The organism is Acetivibrio ethanolgignens, assembly GCF_001461035.1.
GTDB classification, from domain to species: domain Bacteria; phylum Bacillota; class Clostridia; order Lachnospirales; family Lachnospiraceae; genus Velocimicrobium; species Velocimicrobium ethanolgignens.
In genome coordinates this window covers 14,638-38,360 of sequence record NZ_LNAM01000164.1, presented here as the reverse complement: position 1 = coordinate 38,360, position 23,723 = coordinate 14,638, and the positions used below count along the sequence as shown (strand labels likewise).

The window sequence follows — 23,723 nt, the reverse complement described above, 5'->3', positions numbered from 1 at the left end:
TGTTCACCCTTTATATTTTATATGAAAGAAAACGCATAGTCAATGTTAACCATGCGCTTACTTATGCCCCTCAATTCCGAGGTTCATGTATTCTATTGTTTTCTTTACTTATAGGTTTTTTAGTATGTTCATGTTCTTTTTATCCAGAGCCTTTTTCAATCTCTGATTCTCTTCTTTGAGCTGCTCGTTCTCTCCTCTTAGGAGTCTTATCTGCTCATGCAGTTTTGCAATTTCGTTATCCATGACCATGTCAAGGATTCCTTTTCGTGGATCAACCATACCTGCCTGTTTCTCCACAGCTTCATCTACCAATTTCCTCACGGTTGGATTCTTATAAAAGAACCCTCTTGATAATCCTGTTTGTACCATCAGTTTTGGTACTGTCACTCTCTCGCCTTCTTCTACCATTTCCAGTATTGTTATTCTGGCAAGGTTAATCTTTTCTACACTAACTCTGCGGTTACATTCCACCATCTTGTCGTATTTGCTCATATTCATCACCCCATCCATCGAGATTTTGCAGTATGATATCGGACAACCTTTTTCGTGCCTTTCGTGTATCATCTGCCAGAATCTGATTGCTCATCTTCCTATAATATTTTACATTTTTGAGATTACTGTGTCCGAGCAGTTTTGCTATGGTCCAGTCATCCAAATGCATCTCTGTCAGCTTTACGCCATAATAGTGCCGGTATAAGTGAGAGCCGAAGCCGAATAAGTTACCATTGTCATCTCTTATGTTCTGCTCTCGAATCATCTTTACGATTCGGCTTTGTATCGTACCATACTGCATCGGCTTATTCGGATTGTTCTCGTTAACAAAAATGTACTGTGTTTCTCCGAATCTTTCCTGCGTATAAGCAATCGCTTTTCTTATCAAAGCTGCCCGTTCTGCACTAACCGGCTTCTCATAAGTGCTAGTTTTCATCTGCCGGATTCGAATAATAGTATCAATTTCCTTTTCATACAAGCAGTCTGTTTCAAGTGTTAGGGTATCCGAAATTCTCGTTCCCAGCATCTGATGAATTACCATGAGTCTTGCAGTCTGCTCATCCATATTTACAATTGCTGCATTTAATCGCTTTAACTCTTCATCAGAATATACCTTAAATTCTGCTTTTCGTGCCGGTGGGATATCTCTTGTTAAAAATAAAGTGCTTAAATTCTGATATCCGCATGTATGACCGATGCTTTCCAAGACTGCCCGAAGCCTATTTATATCTGCATGAAAATGTTTTGTTTCTGTTGCCTCAGTTTTTAGGTAGGTCAGATACTCTTCAACGATTTCTCTTTCCAGTTCCTTACATGACTGAATCCGTGGATACCTTTCCTTTAGGTATTTTGATAACCGCCTCATGGCAGTCATCTCTTTTTGTACGCAAGCAATTGCTTCGCCCTGTAGGTTTAGGTATATTCCCTTTTTCACTTCTTCCCGGATTTCCTTTTGAGGTATGCCGGTGAAATTGATTGTCTTGGAACTTTTGATTAAGTTGTCTTTGTAAGGGATGTCTAATTTTTCAAGTTTCCAGATATCCTTTTCCCTTTCCGGGATTTCCTGCCCGCCTACAAAATCAAGCATTGCATCCAGATACCCAAATTCACGTGTCTTTAGCAGGACTACTGTTCCATATACGCACTCACGCTTTTTGGTAACTGTTATAGCCACTGTTTTTTATCCGAAAGCTACCGGACTTGCCAGTCCATGAACAGACGGTTATTATGACCATAAATCTATAGAAAGAAAAAGAGCATTCCCTTTATGATGTCGTGTTACCAGCACGTCATCGGGAATGCTCCACTCACTAAACATGGTCATTATAAAACATTACCGATTAGAACGCAAGGATAACTCTGATTTTTTTATGTAAGGAGCAGGGAGAGCGCCCATTGCCCATGGTGCGAAGGTGGATTTCAGGTAATCGGAAGTCGTAAAAGGATATTATACAGACAGGATGCCTCTGTCGCCCATCCGATTATCCGGAGACTGAAATGCACAGGCTGTGGGCGGATCAGTCATGAGCTTCCCGACATTATTGTGCCCTATAAACGTCATGAATCTGCCACCATTTCACAGGCACTGGAAGAACAGGTACCCTCCCGTCAGGACAGTTACTGTGAAAACAGTACGATTCTCAGATGGAAGCTCTGGTTCTTCCTGCTCCATGATTATCTGCAAAGCACCGTACATACACAGTGGCGGTCAGATATTTTCCTTCCACATCTGCAACATTTCTTATCACGTTCTCCGGCAGGTTATGATTTCCTACCTCTACCTCGTCCAACATATTCCTTGTAATCTCTTCGCCCTCATTCACCTGTTTATTGAAACGGACAATGGTGACTTTCTTGGATAAGCCTGCATTGACAAGGGGGGTGTAATGACAAAGCAGATAATCAGGGACACTGCAATACAGAAAATTCCCAACACGGTTCGGTTCTTAAATAATTTCATTCTTTGATTCCTCCTAATAATTTGTTCTTACCTTTGTATATCTCTTGCGGTTCTTGCATACTGCAGCCACCACACCTGTGATAACTGCCAACACACCGGCTGCTACTAACATCTTTTTCATGATCGTCCTCCACTTCTTTCTTAATTTTCTGCACAAAAAAGACACCGCTTTTTACGGTGTCCTCTAAGTTCATCTATTACATTGTCATATTCGGTTCCGACAGCTCCTGCTTTTCTGACATTACCATGTCATAGGCAGGCTTTAAAATCTGTTCAAACCTTGCAGTAATATATCTCTTATAAAAGTTTTTCTGCAACTCAGTGATAAAGGGTACTTCCTCAATGAACCCTTTTATCTGCTCCAAGTTAATTTTCGGAACCATTCTTTGTATTGCGGCATTGCATTCCGGTTCCTCTGCTGACATAAGAAAATCATAGTAATTGATTTTTCTTCCGTCCAACTTAATGGCTGATGTTGGGAATTGGTATATTCTGGCATTCAGCACATCTACATTTACCAGTGCCTGTTCCATAATCCTTTCGTCTGCCTGTGGCAACAGACAGCTTCCGCAGTCATAAATCGGAGCAAGGCTTGCCTCTTTTGTAGAATCATCATACAAAAAGCCCCAGTTTCCATTGTGCCTGTCAAAATTTCCAAGCAGGGCATCTATCACAAACATATTCCAAAAGTGCTGCATCAAAAGGGACGGTTCCACATACTGCTGTTTTTCTATGGTATCCATAATGTCTGCCAGTTCTGTTCCGCTTCCTCCGGACTCGGAATCCAGAATGGTATTTTTTATGGAGCAAAAGTCAAACAACCGGTACCTGCCTTCCGTAAAATCCCAGCATGCACATACCACCTTCACTTTCCCGCTTACTTCATATGTTCCAAGCAGGGTTTCCTGTGCCTTGATGCCAACCATGTTAAAGATACTGCTTGCGATATGCTCACTGATACAACTGTTCGTATAGGACAGCTCTGTAGGCTTTATCGCACCCGACGGTGGAAACTTAAGCATATACTCTCTTCCGTTATATTCCACTGCAATCTTCTTTCCGTTAGCACCATTATATGCCCTTCCTAAAATCTTTTTGCAGTTCGTAAAATCAATCGTTCCTGTCATGTTTTCCTCCGAAAAGATACTTGTTTCGCAAAAATTCTGCATGTTCCCGTGTAATTGCTCCATCATTAATTTCTGCTATGTTAATGCTTCCGTACAGTTCTCCCCACAAACAGTCCAATAAATCAGACTTAACTTTCAGACCTTCCTTATAGGCATCTAAATCATGCTGCAGATATTCCGGCAGACCATATTCAAAGGCACGTTCCCTTTCTGCATTCTGTATTCCTGCAACTGTCAGCATTTCCATGGAAACACCCAATACCTTTGCCAATTTATATACCGTTTCTGCACTGCATTTTTCCAATCTGGTTTTTCCACTGCATATATCGTTCAGTGTAGCGTGAGGAATACCTGCTTCTACCGCAAGTCGGTATTTTGTCATGTTCTGTTTCTTCAATAACCTTTCTACCATCGCCATTTCCTCCTCTCTATTTATTATATCGGCATACCGAAATATTATCAATAGAAAGTAAAAAGTTTTTAGCAAGGTTTTAGAAATTTCCTTATACACTTCCTTGCTGCATGAAACAGTAACAGAAGACTCAGTGCCATAAGAAGTCCTGCAAGGGTCCGTTCAAACTACTCAATGTCAAAGAAAAATTTACCTTAGAATATGTACCATTATTTGTGTAAGTCGTATTTGCCCGGTTTGCAGCATTTGATATGGCAGTCGCCTTCTGTGCTATTTTATTTGTAAAAGAATTGTATCCTGTAAAAACAGTTTTCAGCGAACTGATATCCGCTTTCTTCAAAGCCTCTTCGTCCAGTTCCAGCTTATTTCCCTTGCCTATGGTAATTCCGATTTTAGAGAGCAAATTACTGTTTTTTCTGTCATACCTGTCATCCACAAAACATTTCGCAACACATCTTTTGTGTTGGATTCTCCTGCTTCCTTGATAACATCATTATAATCATCAATAAAAGATTTTACTATTTTGGTGATTGCATCCCAGTCATACTCCTCTACCTCTGTTTCCTCCCCTGTCTTTTCATCTTTCTTTTTTATTTTCTTCTTTTCCCAGAGCGAAGCATCATTCAGGGTATCCACTGATTTTTTCAAAGAATCCGCACTTATTTTCATCAGTGTAAGTTTCTGTGCGGTATCGCTTTTACCCGATAATTTTTCCGCATCCTGCTTTGCATAATATGCTTTCATAAGTTTTCCATAGCTACCGCTCTTAATTGCAATATAATCAAACAGCATATTGGTATTTCCTACGGATGAACTGTCGGAGGTTCCGCCAAATAATGTGGAATAACCTACATTGCTGTTATATTTACTTTTATAATCACTAAAGCTCTTGATTTCTGACATATACCATTTCCAATTCCGGCTATAAACGCACATCAATCGGTGTATATACTGCCTGTTGTGCTGCATTCTGCCCGGTTTTCGAAACCGAAATTTCTACCGTTGTTACCGTTTCCGGTTCTGCCTTGACATCTGTATTCTCTGGTGCAGCACCTATAGCTTCCTGTGTCTTATCATTCTTTGCTTCGGTGTTTTCAATTCTGCTGTCTTCCTTTGCTGCTTCTCCTATAGATTTATTTACATCCGCAAGGGTGGACATCTGTGCTACTGTTGCAGACTGTGCCTTTGTCTGTAGATCTGCCAGTTCTTCTTCCTTCTTTTCAGTATTTCCTTTTCCTGCATCCTGTTTGATTTCAGACTCAAGCACACCTGCCCGTCCTTTCATCTGTGTCGCCATACTGCCCTGTATCTTTGCCTGTTTCATGGAGGAATCTGCTGAAATCATGGCCTGCATACTTGCCTGTGATAATCCTGTGCTTTTCTTTGCAGATGCATTATTCGTACCGGCTACCATATCATCCATAGATGATGAATTCTTACTCTGCTGTTCTTTTCGCTGCTCAATCTGATGTTGTCTTAACTGCTGATTGAGATTCGTTATCTCCTGCTGTATTTCCTGACGCTTTTTCATCTTATCCTCTAATGACATTTCTTCATTTGATGATAAGTCCTGTAACTTCTGCCGTGCATTTGCAATCTGGTTCTGTATATTCCTGCTTACAGAATCATTCGTCTGTGCCATTCCCATTGCTCCTGCCTGTGCATTCGTTCCACTAAAACCATTAATTCTCATTGTGTGTCCTCCTTAATCTGATTATTTGAAATCCGTTTTCTTATTTTTTCTTTCGGCACTTTCCTTTCCGCAATAAACTTCGATGTAGTGAACCGACCTTTTTTTGTTGTGAAGCAGTATATTTTCATCTCTACTTGCACGAAAAAGCACTAAATATCCTGGTTTCAAAATACTTAGTGCTTCTTATCTCTATTCCACCTGTAACATAATACTTAAAATTACTTCCTGATTCACCTGCTCCAAAGATATATCTCCCATATACATCTTTGCAACCCTGCGTATATTATTAAGTCCAAATCCATGTTCCTTTCCGGATTTCGTTGTTTCCGGCAGATCACTTTCACTATATTTTAACTGCCCCTGATATCTGTTCTTTATGGTTATCATAAAAATACTTTTTTTCCGAAAAGAGGAAATGCTGATATAAGGATTTTCTCCACTTACATTTTCCATACAGTTATTCAGGGCATTATTCAGAATCACACTCAGGTCAAACGCATTCAGCTTAGTATTTTCTGGATAATGAAAATCTGATGTAAAACAAATCTGTTTTTCCCTTGCTTCTCTCAGCTTTTCAATGAGAATCACATCAATTACAGGACTTCCCGTTTTTATCTCAGGAGATACCTCATTCCACTCCTTTTTCAAATGCTCCAGATATCCTGTGGCATCATCCGTATTATGAAGTGCAACCAGATGTTCCAGTGTCTGGATATGATTTCCCATGTCATGGCGTAGGGAACGGATATCTTGATACAGCTTTTCCACTTCCCCGATATGTTTTTCCATATCACTGACCTGATTTAACACCAGCTCCTGCCCCCGCTGTTCTTCCTGCATCTCTTTCCAATTTTGGAACATCACAATCATAACAAGAATAGCAACTATGGAAATCAGATAGTGTAAAAAGCTTAAAGCACCATAAAATCCATAGGTATTAATCAAGCTCTTTCCGGTATCTTTTTCGTATATAGTAAGATAATATTGCAAAATGCCATACCCTGTTACACCTACAAGAGAAGGTATGATAAGCATTACCATCTCTTTGACACTCATCTCATCTTTTTTATATACATATGCTTTATTGATCAGACCTATTGCAACTGCAATAAAAACAATACAAAGTACAATATCCAAAATTTTTGTTCCAACATAGAGTCCATATTGCAGCCATTCCCTGCCAGCAATTGTATTCCGAAAAACCAAAGCTTTCGTAATAAAGTCATCCAGTCTGCTTGCCATTGCAACCGCTAGCCATCGGATAGAAAAGAAAGTGACTGCAAGAAATATTTTCTGATATATGTTTCTTCTGTTCTGTACATACATCACAAGAAACGCTGCCACAACTCCCAGCAAATATGCAGAAAAATTGTCAATCTGTGGTGGAATCATATACAACACAGACATGATTACAACATAAACAATACTGACCCCAACAGCTTCCTTTTTCTTTTTCATATATGGACATACAAAAATACCAAAACAGATTCCTGTAATCATCAGAAGTGCAATAACAGAAAACTTCGATGTAATCATCCAGCATCTTTCCACTAAACTCATCTGACCTCATTTCCTTTCCTCTGGTTATATTTCAGATATTGCTTCACAAACTCAGGATAATTCTGTTTTGCAATCAATGCAGTTCCATTTTCCATCGTTACGCAATTTGCATCATATCTCTGAACATATTTGAAATGTACGAGGTATGCTCTGTGTGTACGGAAAAAATCTGCCCCCGCCATTTCGCTCAGCTCCTTTAATTTTCCATAATATTCGATGTCTGTATTTCGTGTATGGATAATGACCTTTCTGTTATATACCTCGGCATACACAATATCCTTCAAAAAAACTTTAATATGACTTCCTGCAGACTGTACCATTATGTACTTTTCATCCGATTTGTTTTCAGAATATTCTCCAATGATCCTGACTGCACGTTTCACAACTTCCTCAAATTTTTCATCTGAAAAGGGCTTAACTAGATAATGAAATGCTGCAACATCAAATGCTTGAAAAACATACTCCTCCGCCGCTGTCACAAATATCAATACCATTTTTTCATTTTTCTGACGCAGAATCCTTGCCGTTTCCATTCCATCCATTTCCGGCATCTGGATATCCAAAAAGAGAATATCTGGCTTACAACCGCTTACAATCAGCTCATCACCAGATAAATATTTATCTATAACTGCATCCGGCAATAACTTTTTTATTTTTTCTTCCAGTATCAGCCCTATAGACTTTTCATCATCGCAGATAGCAATTTGCATCTTGTCACTTCCTTGCTTACATATATTTATATCTACTATATCGGAAAAGTTCATGCAATATCTATCTGTAATGTTGTGAATCGAAATTTTTTTGTTGCGAAACAGAGTACCACTATATTCCTTCCACTCCTTCTAAAAGCACTAATGTTCCTTCAGAAATAAATCTATCTGTGAGCCACCATTATTGCCTTTATCAAATTGCCTTGACCATCAGAAACAATGACTCCTGTTATAGATACGAATGGAATCCATCAAAGATTTACGCTCTTTGCTATTGCAAGTTCTTCCTCAGTAAATCTTCCCTCCATTATTCTCACCTTGCATGCCTTTTTCTCTGAAACTAAAGAAAGCATGGTTATCTCCACCGACAATGATATGGTCAATAAGCGGTATCCCCATAAGCTCACACAACTTATGCTCCTTCCAAAAGAAAAGAAAACCAAATCAGCTGATAAATTACTCCATCACAAGTGCTAATATAGTCCTCACTAAATGTTTCATTATAAAATTGTAGCTAATCAAAGCAAACAGCTTCACTCTCAGATTGATTATGGATATCTGTGATACTGACTCGGATTTTTGGTTTGATATAACAGCACTTCCTCATCTTTACCGCTAAATTGGTATAAAAATAAGACTAACCAATGCGGTTAATCTTATTGTAATCCATTGACTAAATTTTACAAGGGGTATTTTATATAGCATCGCCACGCTCGCAGACCAGCTGATACCCTACTGACTCAACTCTTCGGCTTAAGCAGCCACGACACTCTGCAGCCTCTTCACCAGTGCAGATTTTATTATCATACAAATCATACAGCTTCCGGTTCTTTACCGGAGACAGATTCGGCATAACAACATTTGCTCCCGCACATAGACCCTTTTCTCTTCCACGCGGATCCAGAGTTCCAAGAGCCGTTGTTGCTGGAAGCAGCACCTTAGGAAGCAGAATGCGGATAATCGAAAGCAAAAACAGCGTCATTTCAACACTTCCTGCTTTTTCACCGGCAAATCGGGTATCATGATGCGGAATAAAAGGTCCAATTCCCACCATCTGTGGCTTTAACTCCTTTAAAAACAGAAGATCCTCTGCCAGATGCTCTATCGCCTGTCCCGGTGAGCCCACCATAAAGCCGGCTCCTACCTGGTAACCCAGCTCCTTTAACTGATACAAGCATTCCTTTCGGCTGGACAGCTTCATTTCTTCTGGATGCAGCTTCCTGTAAAGCTCCTCACTGGCTGTCTCATGACGTAAAAGATATCTGTCTGCACCGGCCTCCCTAAAAGCCCGGTAGCTTTCATAGGATTTTTCTCCTATAGACAGCGTCAAGGCACAATCCGAATACTTCTCCTTTATCTCCCGAATAAGCTCTACCATCCTGTCATCTGTAAAATAAGGATCCTCGCCTCCCTGCAGTACAAAGGTACGAAAGCCCAGCTCATAGCCATTCTCACAGCAGGATAAAATCTCCTCCCGGCTGAGGCGATACCTTTTTGCCTCCCGGTTTTCCCGGTTAATACCACAGTAATAGCAGCCATTTTTACAATAATTTGTAAATTCAATCAAGCCTCTGGTATAGACCTTATTTCCATAATGTTCTTTTTTAAGACGTACCGCTGCCCCCTTGAGTGCTTCCACCACCGCCGGATTATCCACCATGTCTAAAAGCTTTATATATTCCTCTTTTGTTAGCTCGTGATTTTCTATCAGCTTTTTAATGATATTCATTTAATCGTTCCTCCACCCAGTACGCTTCCATCCTTCTCATAAAGCACTAATGCCTGGCCCGGAGTGGCTGCTCTTTGTGGCTCATCAAAAACACATTCCAGCGTATCCTCAGAAATCATACGAACAGCTGCCGAAGCACCCTTATGGTTATATCGGATTTTAGCGATAACACGGCATTCTCCCTCCAGCTTCTCAATGGACATGAAATTTAGCTTGTCCGCTGTTACCCGGTTAGAAAAAAGGCTTTCGTTATCTGAAATAACAACCTCATTGGTCTCGGGACGGATTTCCTTTACAAAAACAGGTCGGCCCATAGACAGGTTGAGTCCCTTTCTTTGTCCTATCGTATAATAAGGGATACCTCGGTGGGTTCCCAGAATATTTCCTTTCTCATCCACAAAATTACCAGGCTTTACCAGTTCACCGCTGTTTTCTGAAATGAAACGGCCGTAATCGTTGTCCGGAATAAAGCAAATCTCCTGACTGTCAGGCTTATGGGCTACCTGAAGGCCGATTTCCTCTGCAATCTGGCGGATTGCCTCTTTTCTATATTCTCCCACTGGCATCAGCGTATGAGACAGCTGGTGCTGGTTCAGATTATACAGAGCATAGGTCTGATCCTTTAACTGGGTAGCAGAGGTCTTTAAGGTATATCGACCGTTAGGAAGCTGTGTAATGCGGGCATAATGGCCTGTTGCAATATAATCTGCTCCGATATCCAAGGCACGCTTTAAAAGAGCCTCCCATTTTACATAACGATTGCAGGCAATACAAGGATTCGGTGTACGTCCTGCCAGATATTCCTCTAAAAAATAATCCATAACATTTTCCTTGAATTCCTTTTTAAAGTTCATGACATAATAAGGAATCCCAAGCTGTGCTGCTACTCTTCTGGCATCATCTACCGCACTTAAGCCACAGCAGCCGCCATTTTCCTCCTGCACACTAATCTCCTCATCCTGCCATATCTGCATCGTCACACCGATGACCTCATAGCCTGCTTCCTTTAAAAGATAGGCAGCCACAGAGGAGTCAACTCCTCCGGACATGCCTACTACTACTCTTTTAGTATTCTTCTGTGTCATCCTCTTCGCCCTCATGAATATCAGACTTTGGCTTAGAAAGTCCTTCAATCCTTATGCCATGCTTTTCTGCATAATCCCAGAGTGCTGCATGGATGGCTTCCTCTGCCAGTAAGGAGCAGTGAACCTTCACCGGTGGAAGTCCATCCAGAGCCTCCATAACAGCCTTATTTGTTATCTGCAGAGCCTCCTGAATTGTCTTTCCCTTAACCAGCTCTGTTGCCATACTGCTCGTTGCAATCGCTGCACCACAGCCAAAGGTCTTGAACTTACAGTCCCTTATAATGTCATTATCATCAATATCGAGGTACATTCTCATAATATCACCGCATTTTGCGTTACCAACAGTACCTACACCACTTGCATCCTCTATTTCTCCAACATTTCTTGGATTTGTAAAATGGTCCATTACTTTTTCACTGTACATTTTTATTTTCCTCCTGAATCTTTCTCTATAAACAATTAATCTTCCTGTGGAATTTTATTCTTCGCTACAAAATCCTCATACAATGGAGACATACTCCTTAATTTTGCAACAATCTCCTTTAATTTTTCAATCGTATATTCAATCTCTTCCTTCGTAGTCTCATGACTTAAGGTAAGTCTTAAGGAGCCGTGAGCAATCTCATGAGGCAGACCGATAGCCAGAAGCACATGAGATGGATCCAGAGAGCCAGAGGTACATGCTGATCCACTGGAGCCGCAGATTCCCTGCATATCCAGCATAATCAGAAGAGATTCTCCTTCTACAAACTGGAAGCTGAAGTTTGCATTATTTGGAAGGCGGTTTGTTCTGTGTCCATTTAACCGTACATAAGGAACCTCCTTTAAAATACGGTCAATTAAGAGGTCACGAAGCTCTGCTTCTCTCCTTGCACGCTCCTCCATCGTGGCTGCTGCAATCTCCGTCGCCTTACCAAATCCTACAATGCCAGGTACATTTTCTGTACCCGCACGTCTGCGGCGTTCCTGAGCACCGCCGTGTATAAAGGATTTAAGCCTTAAGCCCTTACGGATATAAAGGAAGCCGATTCCCTTCGGTCCATTTAGCTTATGTCCGCTGGCACTTAACATATCAATATGCAGCTCATTTACATCAATCGGCACCTGTCCAAAGGCCTGTACCGCATCGGTATGGAATAAAATACCATGCTCCTTTGCAATCTCACCGATTTCCTTAATCGGCTGAATGGTTCCAATTTCATTATTAGCAAACATAACAGAAATTAGAATCGTTGTCGGGCGGATTGCCTTTTTTAATTCCTCCAGCTTAACCACACCATTTTCATCCACATCCAGATAAGTCACCTCAGCACCCTGCTTTTCCAGATATTCGCAGGTGTGTAAAATCGCATGATGCTCAATTTTAGTCGTAATGATGTGGTTTCCCTTTTCCTTATAAGCCTCTGCCGCAGCCTTCAATGCCCAGTTGTCGGACTCTGAGCCTCCGGCTGTAAAATAAATATCCTTTTCCTCTGCTCCCAGGGTCTTTGCTATCTGGGCCCTGGCTTCATCTACCGCTGTCCGGCTCAGACCTGCAAACTCATATACACTGGAGGGATTACCAAATTTCTCTGTAAAATAAGGAAGCATTGCCTCTACAACCTCTGGTCTTGTCTTTGTTGTTGCCGCATTATCCAGATAAATCTTTTTATTCATTCTTCTCTCTCCTGCCTTTAACATAATTTATCGTTTTTCTTTTCCTGTCTTGCAGCTTGTACCTCTCTGCTTTCCTTAACCAGCTCTGAAAGCATAAGTCCATCAACTGCAGCATTTATACTATCACTTATACGCTTCCAAACATATTTTGTTACACATATATCAGATGCGTTACAGCTTGATCCACCTATCAGCTCCGAGCAATCCACCGGATTTAAGTCACCCTCCAGAGCTCTTAAAATCTCTCCTATCGAGATCTCCTCTGCCGGTTTAGCTAAAATATAGCCACCCCTGGCACCTCTGGTGCTTTCTACAATCCCAGCCTTCTTAAGCTTGGCAATCAATTGCTCCAGATAACTAATTGATATGCTCTGCCTCTCTGCAATACTGCTTAAGGCTACCGCCTCTGTCTCACTGTTCGAAGCCAGGTCAAGAACCGCCCTCAATCCATAACGCCCCTTTGTGGACAGTTTCATTTTAACGCCTCCCATCTTGCGTATTTAATTCCGAGTAATTTAATTCCTACTAATTTAATTCCTAGTAATTTACTTGGGATTTCCAAAACTTATATTACCATGCAGCAAAGTGTCTGTCAAGAGATTTCACATCTTAAATTTTCTATTCTATATAAAATGCCAGTATCCATCAGAATACCGGCATTCATTACTATTTTTTCAATTTTTTTAATATCGTAATTACATCTGGTTGGGTTGGCATAAATTTTACCCCACGTTTTAACATACCCATAACTTTTCTTGCCTTTTGTTCAATCATTTTCGCTGTATGCTCACTTGTCAGCATTAAATGATTACCCGCAATCGTATATTCACGTTCTATGTATTCTTCTGTAATAGGAAACATATCCTGAATCAAAAAAGCACTTTCTCTGTCATCATCCAATTTTACAATGCAAAGAATATCACAAGATTTTCCTGCTTTTTCTTTCTTTTCTATAATTTTTTTAAACTTCTGAATCTTGCTTGACAGTGGTATCATCCAATAAATTCCCATATCACTGTCTTCAAAACAATAATAATGTGGTCTGTTTCCCTCCTTATTCCCTTTAAGGTAAGGATCTGACATATCTTCAAAAAATTTGTCTTTAATAATATAAAACCCTGTTTTTTTCATTCACCCATCCTTGCTATGTAAAAAGTCCCTCGCCTTTCGGCGAAGGACTAAACTTTCAACCCAACCACTTATATACCGCATATTGGTCAGCGGTAAACTTTCAACCCGACCACTTATATACCACATATCGGTCAGTGGTAAACTTTCTTCCTAATTGTATTTTAACAAGTATAAAATAAAAAGTCAAGGACTTCTCTATATTATTATATGCAAAATATAAGCGATTCAATCCGAATGAAGGCCAGCTCTCCTGAATATAATGAAACAACTCTTTCTTTTAGGAATATTCCATGAAAAAAAATAAAGTTCTCACCGGAACCCTGATTTTAACCCTGGCCGGATTCTTAACCCGGATTATGGGCTTTTTCTATAAAATTTATCTTTCCAACATGCTGTCTGCCCGGGATTTGGGCCTGTATCAGCTGGTATTTCCAGTCTACGGCATTTGCTTTACCCTGTATGCCTCCGGCATCCAGACTTCAATTTCCCAGATGGCTGCCAGCCACCCGGACAAACGCCGCGTCCTCTATACCGGTATGCTCTGTTCTGTTTCTATCGCCAGCCTTTTATCCATGCTGGTCTATTTTAATGCCGATTTTATTGCCCAGTCTATCATTCTGGAGCCTGACTGTACCAGTTCTTTTAAGGTGCTGGCCTGTGTATTTCCCTTTTGCGGCATGACAGCCTGCATTAACGGCTACTACTATGGCTTAAAAAGGACAGCAATTCCCGCCTTGAACCAGCTTCTGGAGCAGCTGGTTCGGATTATTTCCGTTTACTTTCTGGCAATTTTTATTGGCAGCGGTGATGCAAAGGTTACCTGTGAACTGGCTGTCTTTGGTGTAGTTCTCGGAGAAATTGCAGCAGACCTTTTTAGCCTTTTTTCTCTTTTTTTCCACCGGCCTGCAAAAATCATTCCCAGCTCCCGACTCAGGTCCAGCGAGTCCATTATGAAGCGGCTTTTACTGCTGGCCGTACCCTTAACAGCCACCCGCCTGATTATCAGCCTTTTAAACAGTGGCGAAGCTATTTTGATTCCTCATATGTTAAAAGCCCATGGGCTTTCTTCTTCAGAAGCTCTGGGCTTATACGGTGTTCTGCATGGAATGGCCATGCCCTTTATTTTGTTTCCTTCTACCATTACGAATTCTCTGGCAGTCCTTTTACTCCCGACGATCTCGGAGGCTCAGGCTGACGGTAGAGAAAACCGCATCCAGCATATCGGCGGTCTTACCGTAAAATACAGTATTTTAATCGGCCTTTTATCTACCTGCATTTTCCTTGTCTTTGGAGATGCTCTGGGAAACATATTTTTTCACAATCCGGCTGCCGGCACCTTTATGATAATCCTCTCCTGGCTGTGTCCCTTTTTATACCTGTCCACTACCCTCGGGAGTATCATCAACGGCCTTGGTCAGACCCACTTAACCTTTCTGAATACAGTTGCCGGCCTTTCCATCCGTATCGGCTTTTTATTTTTCCTTGTGCCCGGTCAGGGAATCAATGGCTACCTCACCGGCCTTTTAGTCAGTCAGCTTACCATCTCCCTGCTGGATTTCCAGGCAATCAACAGAAGCTTTCCTTTGAAAATTGATGCTATTTCCTGGATTTTGAAGCCTGGCATCAGTCTGTCCTTTTTAGGCTTTCTTACTCACAAAAGCTATCAGTATTTTTCTATGCTGCCGGATATTTCAAACGCCTTAGTGCTATTTCTTTGCTGCCTTGGACTTTGTCTTTCCTATTTGGCACTTCTTTACATATTAAATGTTATCCGTCCGTCAGACTTTCAGTTCTGACGGCGGACTAAAAAACTATATCCACCGGCAGCCAAACAGGTCAGTAAAAGGATGATAAATTCGCCAGTTGTCTGCGTCTTTTTTTCTGCCTCCAGAGCCTCGCCGCTATATTTTCGGTAAACCGTGTGATTTTCATAGTCAAAGCGGATAATTCCTACATAATCAGCATAACGCTCATGATACTTAATTTCCTCGTCAAAATACTCCGGATGTACAATTTCGTCCCCTTTTTCCTGTTCCGGCCAAATGCCTTCCATATCTCTTGCATTTTTAAAAGCATTGTAGGCCTGAAAATAGTGGTTTACAAGGGAAGCAAATTCCAGCTCCGGAAGTGCCTGTGCTACTCCTTTATTAATGACAGCATTGGTAAAGCCCCGAAAGCCGCCGCTTACTAAAATTCCTGCCAGCAGTATTCCCATTACTATACCAAGCTGTTTCTTTAATTGAATTTTGTACCATTTCATAAAAAAAAGCCGCAGAAAAATTCCATTAAGTAAACCAACGATTACAGCCGCTGGCAACTTTTCTAAAAATGCGACTTTCAGGCTCAAAAAAATCAAGCCACCACTGATACCAGCCGTTACAGAGGACTTTTTTATACCTCGTTCCAGACAGTCGCTATAAAGCTTTTTCTTATCTTCCTCCTGTGGTATAGCTCCAATCCTTTGGATGAAGCTGCGGAATCCTATTACCCACAGTACCGTTCCTAAAAGCCAGAACCACAGACCTGCAGTAAAAGCAACTGCTATACTCAGTTCAAAACCAAATAGATACAGAAGTGCCTTTTTAAGAACCTTTACCAAAAAAAATCCACCCAGGAAAACCGCCACTGCTATCAAGCATAAATTCGTCAAGCGATACTCTGTCTGTTCATAGCAGTATCTCCACTGCCTTCCCAGTTCCTTTTTTTCTACCGTCTCCTTTTCCAGCCGCTTTCCTGCCAAAAGCTCATCTGCCGTTGTCTCATAGACCTCTGCCAGCACCGGCAGCATGGAAATTTCGGGAAGTCCATCTCCCGTTTCCCTTAGTTAAAGATATTGTTGGGTATCTCAAGATGTGTCATTCGATTTTGCCGATAAAGCGGTAGAAGATTTCCACTTCCTGTTCCCGGCTTCCGTCCTCACTTTTGACCGCTTCATGGACAAGGATTTTTTCAATCAGCGTATTCAGAAGTTCAGCCGTCAATTCTGTGGGATTGACATACTGTTTCATCAGACCTATCCACTTTTCAGCGTCAACCGCTGTCTGGGCGGCGGTCTCCATCGCTTCGTGAAGCCGTTCAATTTTTACGTCCAATTCTCGCTGTTCGCCCTGATACTTTTCGGACAGCATATTGAAATTGTATTCTGTAATGCGTCCGGCAGACCAGTCCTCATACATTTTTGCAAACAGGGTGTCTACTTCTGCTTTGCGCTTTTCCGCCTTTTTCAGTTCGGCTGTCTGCCGCTTCCTTGCAGTATTGCGTTCCTTGTCGCTGGCGTTAAGTAGCCGTTTCAGAAGTTTGTCCCCATCCTGCTGTGCCAGCACAGACCAGTATTGCAGACGGGAAAGGACATAGGCGTAAAGCACATCATAGCGGATATAGTGCATGGAACACTGGTGCAATCCTTGCCCGTACTTGCTACAATGGTAGTGGGCATAGGGATTTTTGTTCTGGCTGTTCATACCATAGGCCAGCGACCAGCCGCAGTCCGCACATTTTACCAGCCCGGAAAATATCTGTGTTGTGCCGTTCTTCTGCCGTCTGCGCCTGTTGCAAATCTGCTCCTGTACTTGACGGAACACATCTTCGGAAATAATCGCTTCGTGGGTGTTCTCCACACGATACCATTCCTCTTTTGGCTTGCGTACTTTCTTCTTGTTTTTGAATGAAATGTTGGTCTGCTTATTGTGGACGCTGTGTCCGATATAGGTTTCCTCTTTCAGAATACTTTTCACCTGCGCTATCGTCCACGCATAGGCTTTTTCCTCCGGCGCTCCGGCATAGATATTTGCGAAAGTGCCGTATCTCTGGAAATTCAGCCAGCCGGGAGTAGGTACTTTTTCTTCGACCAAAATCCGTGTAATGCTGGCGGCTCCCCGGCCATGAACGGCAAGGTCAAAAATCTTTTCGATAATCCACCTTGTTTCCGGGTCAATCAGAAGATGGCCTTTCTTATCTGGGTCTTTGACATAGCCAAGCGGAGCATAGGCTCCATAGTGTGCGCCATTTGCGAACCGTGTCCGCATGGCCGCCTTTACCTTTTTGCTGGTCTGGCGGGCGTGCATTTCATTCAGAATGTTGAGGAATGGGGCAAGCTCATTCTCTCCGTTGATGGTGTCCACATTGTCATTGACAGCGATATAGCGGACGCCTTTGCTGGGAAAGTAGATTTCCGTGTACTGGCCGGTCAGAATGTAGTTTCTGCCTAAGCGGGATAAATCCTTCGTAACAACGCAGTTGATTTTCCCGTCCTCAATGTCATCAATCATTCTCTGAAAATCCGGCCTGTCAAAGTTCGTTCCAGACCATCCATCGTCGATATATTCATCTATGACATTCAGGCCATGCTCGGCGGCATATTGCCGGAGCATCATGCGTTGTGTCTGAATACTCCCGCTTTCTCCTTGCAGTTCATCGTCCCGGCTCAATCTCATATAAAGCGCCGTGTTGTAAATCGTAGTATTGTAAGGTTGTTTCACCGTAAAAATCCTCCTTCTAAAGAAACAACCCACGCTTACAATACTTTTGCTCTATGGCAATTATATCATAAGCGTGGGCGTGTTATCAATGATGGGCTATCAGGTTGAAGCGGCTTTTTCTGCGGTATGCCGCACCACATCTACAATCAGATCACCGAGGGGCTTCCCGCCTGCGGCGAAGTGTTCGGAGATTTTTATACGGTTGTTCCCACATACAAAATACTGCGTGCCGTTCTCTGCTTGTATAACCTGCCCTGTTCGGGGTGTAAAAATATCGCTTTCACTTTTTGCCATCCAGTGTCCTCCATATTCAGTTTTCAAGGTACAATGCCGCACAGAGGCGGCGAAAATTTCTGCTTATATCTATCACCTTTCCTTTACCGTGTGCCGCTGCTGACGTTTCAGTTCCGCCAGTATATCCGGCGGGATACGGTCAACCAGCCGCTGTAAATTGTCCAGTTCGCTTTTCAGCTTTGCCCGTTCCATCGTATCTTTCATCTTTCCTTTTTCGCTGGCCTTTGCCCTTGCTTCCAACTTCTCATTCTCCGCCAGCAGGTCATTGATTGTGACCTTGTACTTTTTCAACTGCCCGGAGAAATTCTCCATCTGCGGGAACCACTTTTTCAGCATGGAGAGGGCTTCCTCTTTTTTCTTTCCGGCGTTCAGCGGGTTAATGCCGTCCAGTGTGGCTTCAATGGCTCTTGCCTGCCGGGAGAGGGAAACCGCCTGTTTGAAAAGCCGGGTGGGGATATGCTTCCGGCCTGTCCTGCTGGCGCTCTCCCCACGCTCCAAGTCAGGATATTTCTCCACCATATAGGCGTGAAAATCGTCCTGCCACTTCGTCAGGTTTGCCCGGTTGCCGATAATCTCCTTTGCACACAGGCGGTTGTCCTTTGTCAGCGGAACAAAGGTCAAATGCAGGTGGGGCGTTTTCTCGTCCATGTGTACCACCGCCGACACGATATTTTCCCGTCCTACCCGGCCAATGAGGAAGTCCGCCGCCCTCTGGAAAAACGCCTGTATCTCCTTTGGGGATTTCCCCTTGAAAAACTCCGGGCTGGCAGTTACCAGCGTATCGACAAACCGTGTGCTGTCCTTGCGGGTTCGGCACCCGGCCTGTTCAATGCGGTTTTGAATGAAATGATAGTACCTGCCCTCTGGCTTGACGATATGAAAGTTGTACTTGCTCCGGCTTGTGTCAATGTCGGGGTTGCTGGCGTATTGTTCTTTCTGTCTTTCGTGATGGGCTTCCAGCGGCCTTGCCGGGTTGCCCTTGTGCTTCTCAAACCGCAAAATTGCGTGTTGTGCCATTCTGCTCCTTTCCCCATTCCTTTCCTATCCGGGGTTTTCCACAGGGAAAATCCCGCAGAAATTAGCTCGGATAGGATTGGAATGGATAGAATATAAATAAATCTTTTTAATCTTTGTATTTCTATATACCGTCCGGTTTTCGTACTTCCGGGGAGTGATTTCCTCACTTCATAAGTACGGTTTTCAGCCCTCCGGCGTACCAGAACCGGATTTCTTGAAGTCGGTGTTTGGAACCGCTTCATAGGATTTTGGGAAAATGCGGTTGGGTTTTCCACAGCCCTGCTTCTGGATCTCCACCAGCCCGGCGTATTGCAGTTCCCGCAGGGTGTTTACCGCTTTCTGCCGCCCACAGTGGAGCAGGTCAACCACCTCGCAGATGGGATAGTACAGATAAATCCGTCCGCAATCATCCGCCCACCCATTCTTGCGGGATAACTCTGTCCGGCGCAGGATAAAGGCGTACAGAACCTTTGCCTCGTTGGACAAGGGCTTGAATGTGGGGGCTTCAAAGAGGAAATTCGGGAGCCGGGTGAAGCTGAACGCCTTTTCCGGCTGATGGATATAGATGGTATTTGTCATAGTGCGTTTTGTGGACGGTTAGAAGCCCGTTTTCCGGGGCGGGCGATACTTTATACCACCAGCCCCGGTTTGGGGCTTGCGAAGCCTGATAAATCAAGGCTTTTTTCGCTCCTAACTGTCCACAGCAGACCTCCTTTTCCGTTCACTTTCTGTTTTCTGCCGCCTGTGAACTCTGGCGGCACAGCCGGGGCAGTATTTTGCCCGGTTGGATTTGGGGACGAACACACCGCCGCAGACCTCACAGCGTTTCAAGTCCTTATCCCGGAAAATCTCCGCTTCCAGCGTCCCGTCCAGCGGCAAGACCGCCCAGCGGAACCACTTACAGCAGACCGAGAAAGAAATCGTCTGCGGACAGGTGCAGGTGTCCCCATCGTCAAGGACAATGCAGTTGCCGTCCTCACAGCAACAGCACTCCCGGCGTATCAGGCTGGCCGCCTGTTTTCTCTGCGCCGGGGTCATGCGGTAAAGGGAACCGTCCGGCCTGCGTTCCAGCGGCGGCAAGTCTTTATAGGGGTTATCTCTCATGCGTTCCCTCCATTTTGCTTTCCGTTGCCGTTCTCCCCGAAAAGGTTTCCTGCCCCATTCCTGCGGCGTGTTCCGGCGTTGGCACGCTCCTCGCAACTTCGGGACATTTTGTCCCGAAGTCCGACTCCTTGCGGTGCTTCCCCAGCCGGGGTATTCCTTTTCGGACGGTCATTCTGTTTTCAAGGTGCCGTCCATCGATGAACTACCCTAAGTCTACACGAAAAAAATGCAATTCCCGGAATATTGCGAGAATTGCATTTTGATGAAGTTTACACTTTGGAAATTGCATTTTTGCAATCATTCTGTATAATGGAAGTATGCGGAGGAGGTGCGTATCTATGGCTTTACCCGGAACGCCCGGACAGCGGATTTCCGATTTATGCAACGGGAACCACATCACACAAAAGGAACTTGCGGAGAAGATAGGCGTTTCCGCTTCCCAGTTGAGCCGCATTGTCAGCGGCGAAACAAGAACGGTCAGCAGTGATATTCTCATAGGTGTGGCAAAGGAATTTAAGGTATCGACAGACTACATACTGGGCTTGTCTACCGTGAGCGTTCGTAAAAGCTACGATATTTCTGAATTAGGCTTGTCCGAGGGAGCCGTGAGGGGGCTTGTGACGGGTGCTGTTGATGTGCAAATCCTCAACCGCCTGTTGGAACACAGGAATTTTCCTAAGCTGATAGATTTGATACGGATTTATTTTCAGGATACGGCGGCAAAGGGCATAACAGCAAGAAACCAGCTTATCGAGATGGCAACGGCTTCCCTGTCCGACCTGATGAAAGAACACCCGGAACACCGGGCAGAAGCGAAGCAGGATTTACAGCTTTTGAACGCCCAAAAGATAGGGGAACATGAAGCGGAGATTGAAAAAATCAAAAATGTGTTCCTGGCTATCCTGCGGGACATTAAGAAAGACATTGACAACGGGGAACAGCCGGGAGAAGCTGTGACCGCCGCTATGTTCCAAGCCATGCGGGACGCACTGGCGGAACAGAAACAAAAACCACTTTCCATTGACGATGTAACGGCGATGATAGCTGGACAGATCGGACAGCTTACACCGATGGATAAAGAAACTGTTGAAATGTTCCAGCAGTTTGCGAAGAAGATGATTGAGCAGGCAGGAACAAAGTGATAAATTTGAATTGTGAGGGAAAATACAGATGAATCAAGGAAGAATTATTGTGATTACAGGCTCACCGGGGACAGGAAAAACAACAACTGCGTCAATTGTCGCAAAGGAATCAGATATGGATAAATCAGTGCATATGCACACCGATGACTTTTTTCATTACTTAAGCAAAGGCGCAATACCACCACATTTGCCAGAATCCAACGAGCAAAATCTGGTTGTCATTGAAGCCTTTTTAGAAGCTGCAAAGCGATATGCTCGTGGCGGATATGATGTAATTGTAGATGGGATTGTCGGGCCATGGTTTTTGGAGCCATGGAAAGCTCTTGCCCAAGAAGATTACGAGGTACACTATATTGTATTAAGAGCGAGTAAAAAAGAAACTATGAAGCGAGCTGTGGAACGCTCAAAATTAGATAGAAAAACAAATATTGAATTAGTGGAAACAATGTGGGAGCAATTTTCCGGTTTGGGAGTATATGAATCAAATGTCATAGACACAACTACATTCACAATTAAAGATACGGTTTCCGCAATAAAAGAAAGAGTTGCATGTGGGACGTCTTTACTATCTTAGACATTCCCATTTGTCAGGAAGATAGCAAAGCCAGCCGAGCCAGTCAACGGTCAAGATGAACGGCGCATTTCATGCGCCGCCGTTGACAGTCCCGCCCGTCTTTGCTAAAGGGTAATCAAGGCGGGAAAGCCCTAAAATGGCTTCACACCTATTTCAATAATTGGAGGAGATAAAAATGAGATCAGAAAAGGAAGTTTATGATATTGTTTTGAATTTTGCAAAAACAGACAAACGCATTCGCATGGTTACTTTGGAAGGATCTAGAACAAATACAAATATTCCGCCTGATGATTTTCAGGATTTTGATATTACTTTTTTTGTTACGGATATGGACAGCTTCACAAGTGATGATAAATGGCTAGATATATTTGGTGAAAGGTTGATTCTGCAAAAGCCGGAAGATATGGAATTATTTCCAGCTGTAGAAAAGGGATTTTCATATTTAATGCTGTTTACTGATGATGTTAAGATAGATTTAACTTTGCTGCCGCTGGAACTGATAGACGAGTATTTTACATGGGATAAACTGGTAAAGTTACTGTTGGATAAAGACAACCGTATCGTAAAGCCGCCAATACCAACGGATATAGACTACCACTTGCAGAAGCCTACTCAAAGAATGTTTGACGATTGCTGTAATGAATTTTGGAATACTACAACATATGTAGTAAAGGGCTTATGCCGCAAAGAAATTCTTTTTGCTATTGACCATATGAATGATATAGTACGAAAAGAATTGCTTCGCATGATTTCCTGGCTGATTGGTATCAAACAGGGATTTCATTTCAGTTTGGGAAAAAACTATAAATTTATGAAGCAATATGTCCCAGAGGAATTGTGGGAACGACTTATGTCCACTTATAATATGGATTCCTATCCCCATATGTGGGAATCCTTTGAACAATGTATGGCATTGTTCCGGGAGGTTTCGTCAGAAGTGGCATGCCAGTTGGATTACCAGTATCCACTATATGATGAAAAAATCAGTAATTATGTGATTCGGCAAAAGAAAAAATATGGCATTGAAGATGATAACAAATAAAATTTTTTCAATCGAAAAAATTTATTTTGATTATTCAATTTTGAAAAACTGAATACCTCAAAATCAGAAAGAGAGCGGCCAAGCACTTTGAGGGATTGGCCGCCTTGTCCACCCATCCAGCGGGACAGCGGGCGGAGGTCAAGGCCGGGTGTAAACCCGTTCATTTCAGCCTTGACGGTTGCCCGTTGTCCTGCTACTTTTCCGGGAGTGTGGCCACAACTTCGGGACACTTTGTCCACAAGTTGGAGCGTAGGACGAGGAACTGGGGCTTTCATATACGCCCTGTCTGCTGATGAGTCCAGACCTGCGCTTGCGGCTCCACGCCACGCAAGCACAGCCCTGTTTTCCTGCCGCTTCAAATGCCCTTGCCCTCCCCGGCGGCAACGGCATTTTCACGGCAACGCCGGCAGAGCGTATAACACACTACACTTTGCTTCGCAAAGTCGTGTGCCAAATGGGGGCGTTGCCCCCTTTGGAAACCCCCACAAGAAAAGGCGGTACGCTACCCCTCCACGGG

The 23,723-nt window shown here is 43.2% G+C and carries 28 protein-coding genes and 1 pseudogene; 5 read left to right on the top strand and 24 right to left on the bottom strand.

Going from position 1 to position 23,723, the window contains the following annotated elements; translation table 11 throughout:
* Positions 1–108: 108 nt before the first annotated feature.
* On the bottom strand, positions 109–492 hold the full coding sequence (locus ASU35_RS11115) for a DUF6262 family protein (RefSeq protein WP_058353079.1): 384 nt from the start codon (positions 490–492) through the stop codon (positions 109–111).
* Positions 461–1,666, bottom strand: coding sequence for a tyrosine-type recombinase/integrase (locus ASU35_RS11110; RefSeq protein WP_058353078.1), 1,206 nt, complete (start codon positions 1,664–1,666; stop codon positions 461–463). Before ASU35_RS11110 ends, ASU35_RS11115 begins: the two co-directional genes overlap by 32 nt.
* Positions 1,667–1,918: 252 nt before the next feature.
* Here ASU35_RS11110 and ASU35_RS20750 point away from each other — a divergent pair.
* A pseudogene (locus ASU35_RS20750) lies at positions 1,919–2,080 on the top strand (DUF6431 domain-containing protein); the annotation flags it as partial.
* A 52-nt stretch (positions 2,081–2,132) separates the two neighbouring features.
* On the opposite strand, the gene ASU35_RS20235 reads toward ASU35_RS20750, so the two are convergent.
* The 15 genes from ASU35_RS20235 to cptIN form a co-directional block, all read right to left on the bottom strand.
* Entirely contained in the window at positions 2,133–2,285 is a 153-nt protein-coding gene (locus tag ASU35_RS20235; RefSeq protein WP_242861268.1) for a hypothetical protein, read from the bottom strand.
* Positions 2,286–2,311: 26 nt separating this feature from the next.
* Positions 2,312–2,452 (bottom strand): hypothetical protein, encoded by a 141-nt coding sequence (locus ASU35_RS20230; RefSeq protein WP_242861267.1) that lies wholly within the window; start codon positions 2,450–2,452, stop codon positions 2,312–2,314.
* Positions 2,453–2,649: 197 nt separating this feature from the next.
* The gene (locus tag ASU35_RS11105; protein WP_058353077.1) at positions 2,650–3,579 is read right to left on the bottom strand and encodes a HipA domain-containing protein; all 930 of its coding nucleotides are present in this window, start codon (positions 3,577–3,579) and stop codon (positions 2,650–2,652) included.
* The gene (locus ASU35_RS18785; RefSeq protein ID WP_172794634.1) at positions 3,563–3,991 is read right to left on the bottom strand and encodes a helix-turn-helix transcriptional regulator; all 429 of its coding nucleotides are present in this window, start codon (positions 3,989–3,991) and stop codon (positions 3,563–3,565) included. The genes ASU35_RS11105 and ASU35_RS18785 overlap by 17 nt, the downstream gene beginning before the upstream one ends.
* Before the next feature lie 375 nt (positions 3,992–4,366).
* Positions 4,367–4,894, bottom strand: coding sequence for a hypothetical protein (locus ASU35_RS19320; RefSeq protein WP_242861266.1), 528 nt, complete (start codon positions 4,892–4,894; stop codon positions 4,367–4,369).
* 19 nt (positions 4,895–4,913) lie between these two features.
* Positions 4,914–5,684: a FlxA-like family protein gene (locus ASU35_RS11090; RefSeq protein ID WP_058353076.1), complete on the bottom strand. Its 771-nt coding sequence runs from the start codon at positions 5,682–5,684 to the stop codon at positions 4,914–4,916.
* Between the two features lie 189 nt (positions 5,685–5,873).
* The gene (locus ASU35_RS11085; RefSeq protein WP_058353075.1) at positions 5,874–7,244 is read right to left on the bottom strand and encodes a sensor histidine kinase; all 1,371 of its coding nucleotides are present in this window, start codon (positions 7,242–7,244) and stop codon (positions 5,874–5,876) included.
* Positions 7,241–7,954, bottom strand: coding sequence for a LytR/AlgR family response regulator transcription factor (locus ASU35_RS11080; RefSeq protein WP_058353074.1), 714 nt, complete (start codon positions 7,952–7,954; stop codon positions 7,241–7,243). Before ASU35_RS11080 ends, ASU35_RS11085 begins: the two co-directional genes overlap by 4 nt.
* A 288-nt stretch (positions 7,955–8,242) precedes the next feature.
* Complete coding sequence (locus tag ASU35_RS18780; protein ID WP_083504267.1) at positions 8,243–8,353, bottom strand: JAB domain-containing protein; 111 nt, start codon at positions 8,351–8,353, stop codon at positions 8,243–8,245.
* Positions 8,354–8,648: 295 nt separating this feature from the next.
* Positions 8,649–9,683 carry a [FeFe] hydrogenase H-cluster radical SAM maturase HydE gene (gene hydE, locus ASU35_RS11075; protein WP_058353073.1) on the bottom strand — a complete coding sequence of 345 codons (1,035 nt, stop codon included), beginning with the start codon at positions 9,681–9,683 and terminating at the stop codon, positions 8,649–8,651.
* Entirely contained in the window at positions 9,680–10,768 is a 1,089-nt protein-coding gene (gene mnmA / locus ASU35_RS11070; RefSeq protein ID WP_147525430.1) for a tRNA 2-thiouridine(34) synthase MnmA, read from the bottom strand. The genes hydE and mnmA overlap by 4 nt, the downstream gene beginning before the upstream one ends.
* Positions 10,749–11,192 (bottom strand): Fe-S cluster assembly scaffold protein NifU, encoded by a 444-nt coding sequence (nifU, locus tag ASU35_RS11065; RefSeq protein ID WP_058353071.1) that lies wholly within the window; start codon positions 11,190–11,192, stop codon positions 10,749–10,751. The genes mnmA and nifU overlap by 20 nt, the downstream gene beginning before the upstream one ends.
* Positions 11,193–11,227: 35 nt before the next feature.
* Positions 11,228–12,424 carry a cysteine desulfurase NifS gene (gene nifS / locus ASU35_RS11060; protein WP_058353149.1) on the bottom strand — a complete coding sequence of 399 codons (1,197 nt, stop codon included), beginning with the start codon at positions 12,422–12,424 and terminating at the stop codon, positions 11,228–11,230.
* 17 nt (positions 12,425–12,441) lie between these two features.
* Positions 12,442–12,900, bottom strand: a complete 459-nt coding sequence (locus tag ASU35_RS11055) for an RrF2 family transcriptional regulator (RefSeq protein WP_058353070.1) — start codon at positions 12,898–12,900, stop codon at positions 12,442–12,444.
* 190 nt (positions 12,901–13,090) lie between these two features.
* A complete protein-coding gene (cptIN, locus tag ASU35_RS11050; RefSeq protein ID WP_058353069.1) occupies positions 13,091–13,555 on the bottom strand; it encodes a type III toxin-antitoxin system CptIN family toxin in 465 nt (154 codons plus the stop codon).
* Between the two features lie 290 nt (positions 13,556–13,845).
* On the opposite strand from cptIN, the gene ASU35_RS11045 reads away from it, so the two are divergent.
* On the top strand, positions 13,846–15,351 hold the full coding sequence (locus ASU35_RS11045; protein ID WP_058353068.1) for a putative polysaccharide biosynthesis protein: 1,506 nt from the start codon (positions 13,846–13,848) through the stop codon (positions 15,349–15,351).
* Here the strand turns inward: ASU35_RS11045 and ASU35_RS11040 are convergent.
* The 6 genes from ASU35_RS11040 to ASU35_RS11015 all read right to left on the bottom strand — a co-directional run bounded on the left by ASU35_RS11040 (position 15,342) and on the right by ASU35_RS11015 (position 20,448).
* Positions 15,342–16,343 (bottom strand): hypothetical protein, encoded by a 1,002-nt coding sequence (locus tag ASU35_RS11040; RefSeq protein ID WP_058353067.1) that lies wholly within the window; start codon positions 16,341–16,343, stop codon positions 15,342–15,344. The two genes, ASU35_RS11045 and ASU35_RS11040, sit on opposite strands and share 10 nt — an antisense overlap.
* 67 nt (positions 16,344–16,410) lie before the next feature.
* Positions 16,411–18,033 carry a recombinase family protein gene (locus ASU35_RS11035; protein ID WP_002334812.1) on the bottom strand — a complete coding sequence of 541 codons (1,623 nt, stop codon included), beginning with the start codon at positions 18,031–18,033 and terminating at the stop codon, positions 16,411–16,413.
* A gap of 99 nt (positions 18,034–18,132) precedes the next feature.
* Positions 18,133–18,327 carry a hypothetical protein gene (locus ASU35_RS11030; protein WP_002334813.1) on the bottom strand — a complete coding sequence of 65 codons (195 nt, stop codon included), beginning with the start codon at positions 18,325–18,327 and terminating at the stop codon, positions 18,133–18,135.
* Positions 18,328–18,399: 72 nt separating this feature from the next.
* Positions 18,400–19,344, bottom strand: a complete 945-nt coding sequence (gene mobV, locus ASU35_RS11025) for a MobV family relaxase (RefSeq protein WP_002334814.1) — start codon at positions 19,342–19,344, stop codon at positions 18,400–18,402.
* Positions 19,345–19,527: 183 nt separating this feature from the next.
* Positions 19,528–19,923, bottom strand: coding sequence for a replication initiator protein A (locus tag ASU35_RS11020; protein WP_002588752.1), 396 nt, complete (start codon positions 19,921–19,923; stop codon positions 19,528–19,530).
* 111 nt (positions 19,924–20,034) lie between these two features.
* Positions 20,035–20,448, bottom strand: coding sequence for a cysteine-rich VLP domain-containing protein (locus tag ASU35_RS11015; protein WP_002588751.1), 414 nt, complete (start codon positions 20,446–20,448; stop codon positions 20,035–20,037).
* A gap of 338 nt (positions 20,449–20,786) precedes the next feature.
* On the opposite strand from ASU35_RS11015, the gene ASU35_RS11010 reads away from it, so the two are divergent.
* The 3 genes from ASU35_RS11010 (at position 20,787) to ASU35_RS11000 (ending at position 23,206) form a co-directional block, all read left to right on the top strand.
* Positions 20,787–21,590, top strand: coding sequence for a helix-turn-helix domain-containing protein (locus ASU35_RS11010; protein WP_002334816.1), 804 nt, complete (start codon positions 20,787–20,789; stop codon positions 21,588–21,590).
* A gap of 28 nt (positions 21,591–21,618) precedes the next feature.
* On the top strand, positions 21,619–22,164 hold the full coding sequence (locus ASU35_RS11005) for a P-loop nucleotide/nucleoside kinase family protein (RefSeq protein WP_001071501.1): 546 nt from the start codon (positions 21,619–21,621) through the stop codon (positions 22,162–22,164).
* Positions 22,165–22,339: 175 nt separating this feature from the next.
* Positions 22,340–23,206: an aminoglycoside 6-adenylyltransferase AadE gene (locus tag ASU35_RS11000; RefSeq protein WP_001255868.1), complete on the top strand. Its 867-nt coding sequence runs from the start codon at positions 22,340–22,342 to the stop codon at positions 23,204–23,206.
* Here ASU35_RS11000 and ASU35_RS10995 read toward each other — a convergent pair.
* Positions 23,155–23,565, bottom strand: coding sequence for a hypothetical protein (locus ASU35_RS10995; protein WP_002334817.1), 411 nt, complete (start codon positions 23,563–23,565; stop codon positions 23,155–23,157). The genes ASU35_RS11000 and ASU35_RS10995 overlap by 52 nt on opposite strands.
* Positions 23,566–23,723 lie beyond the last annotated feature (158 nt).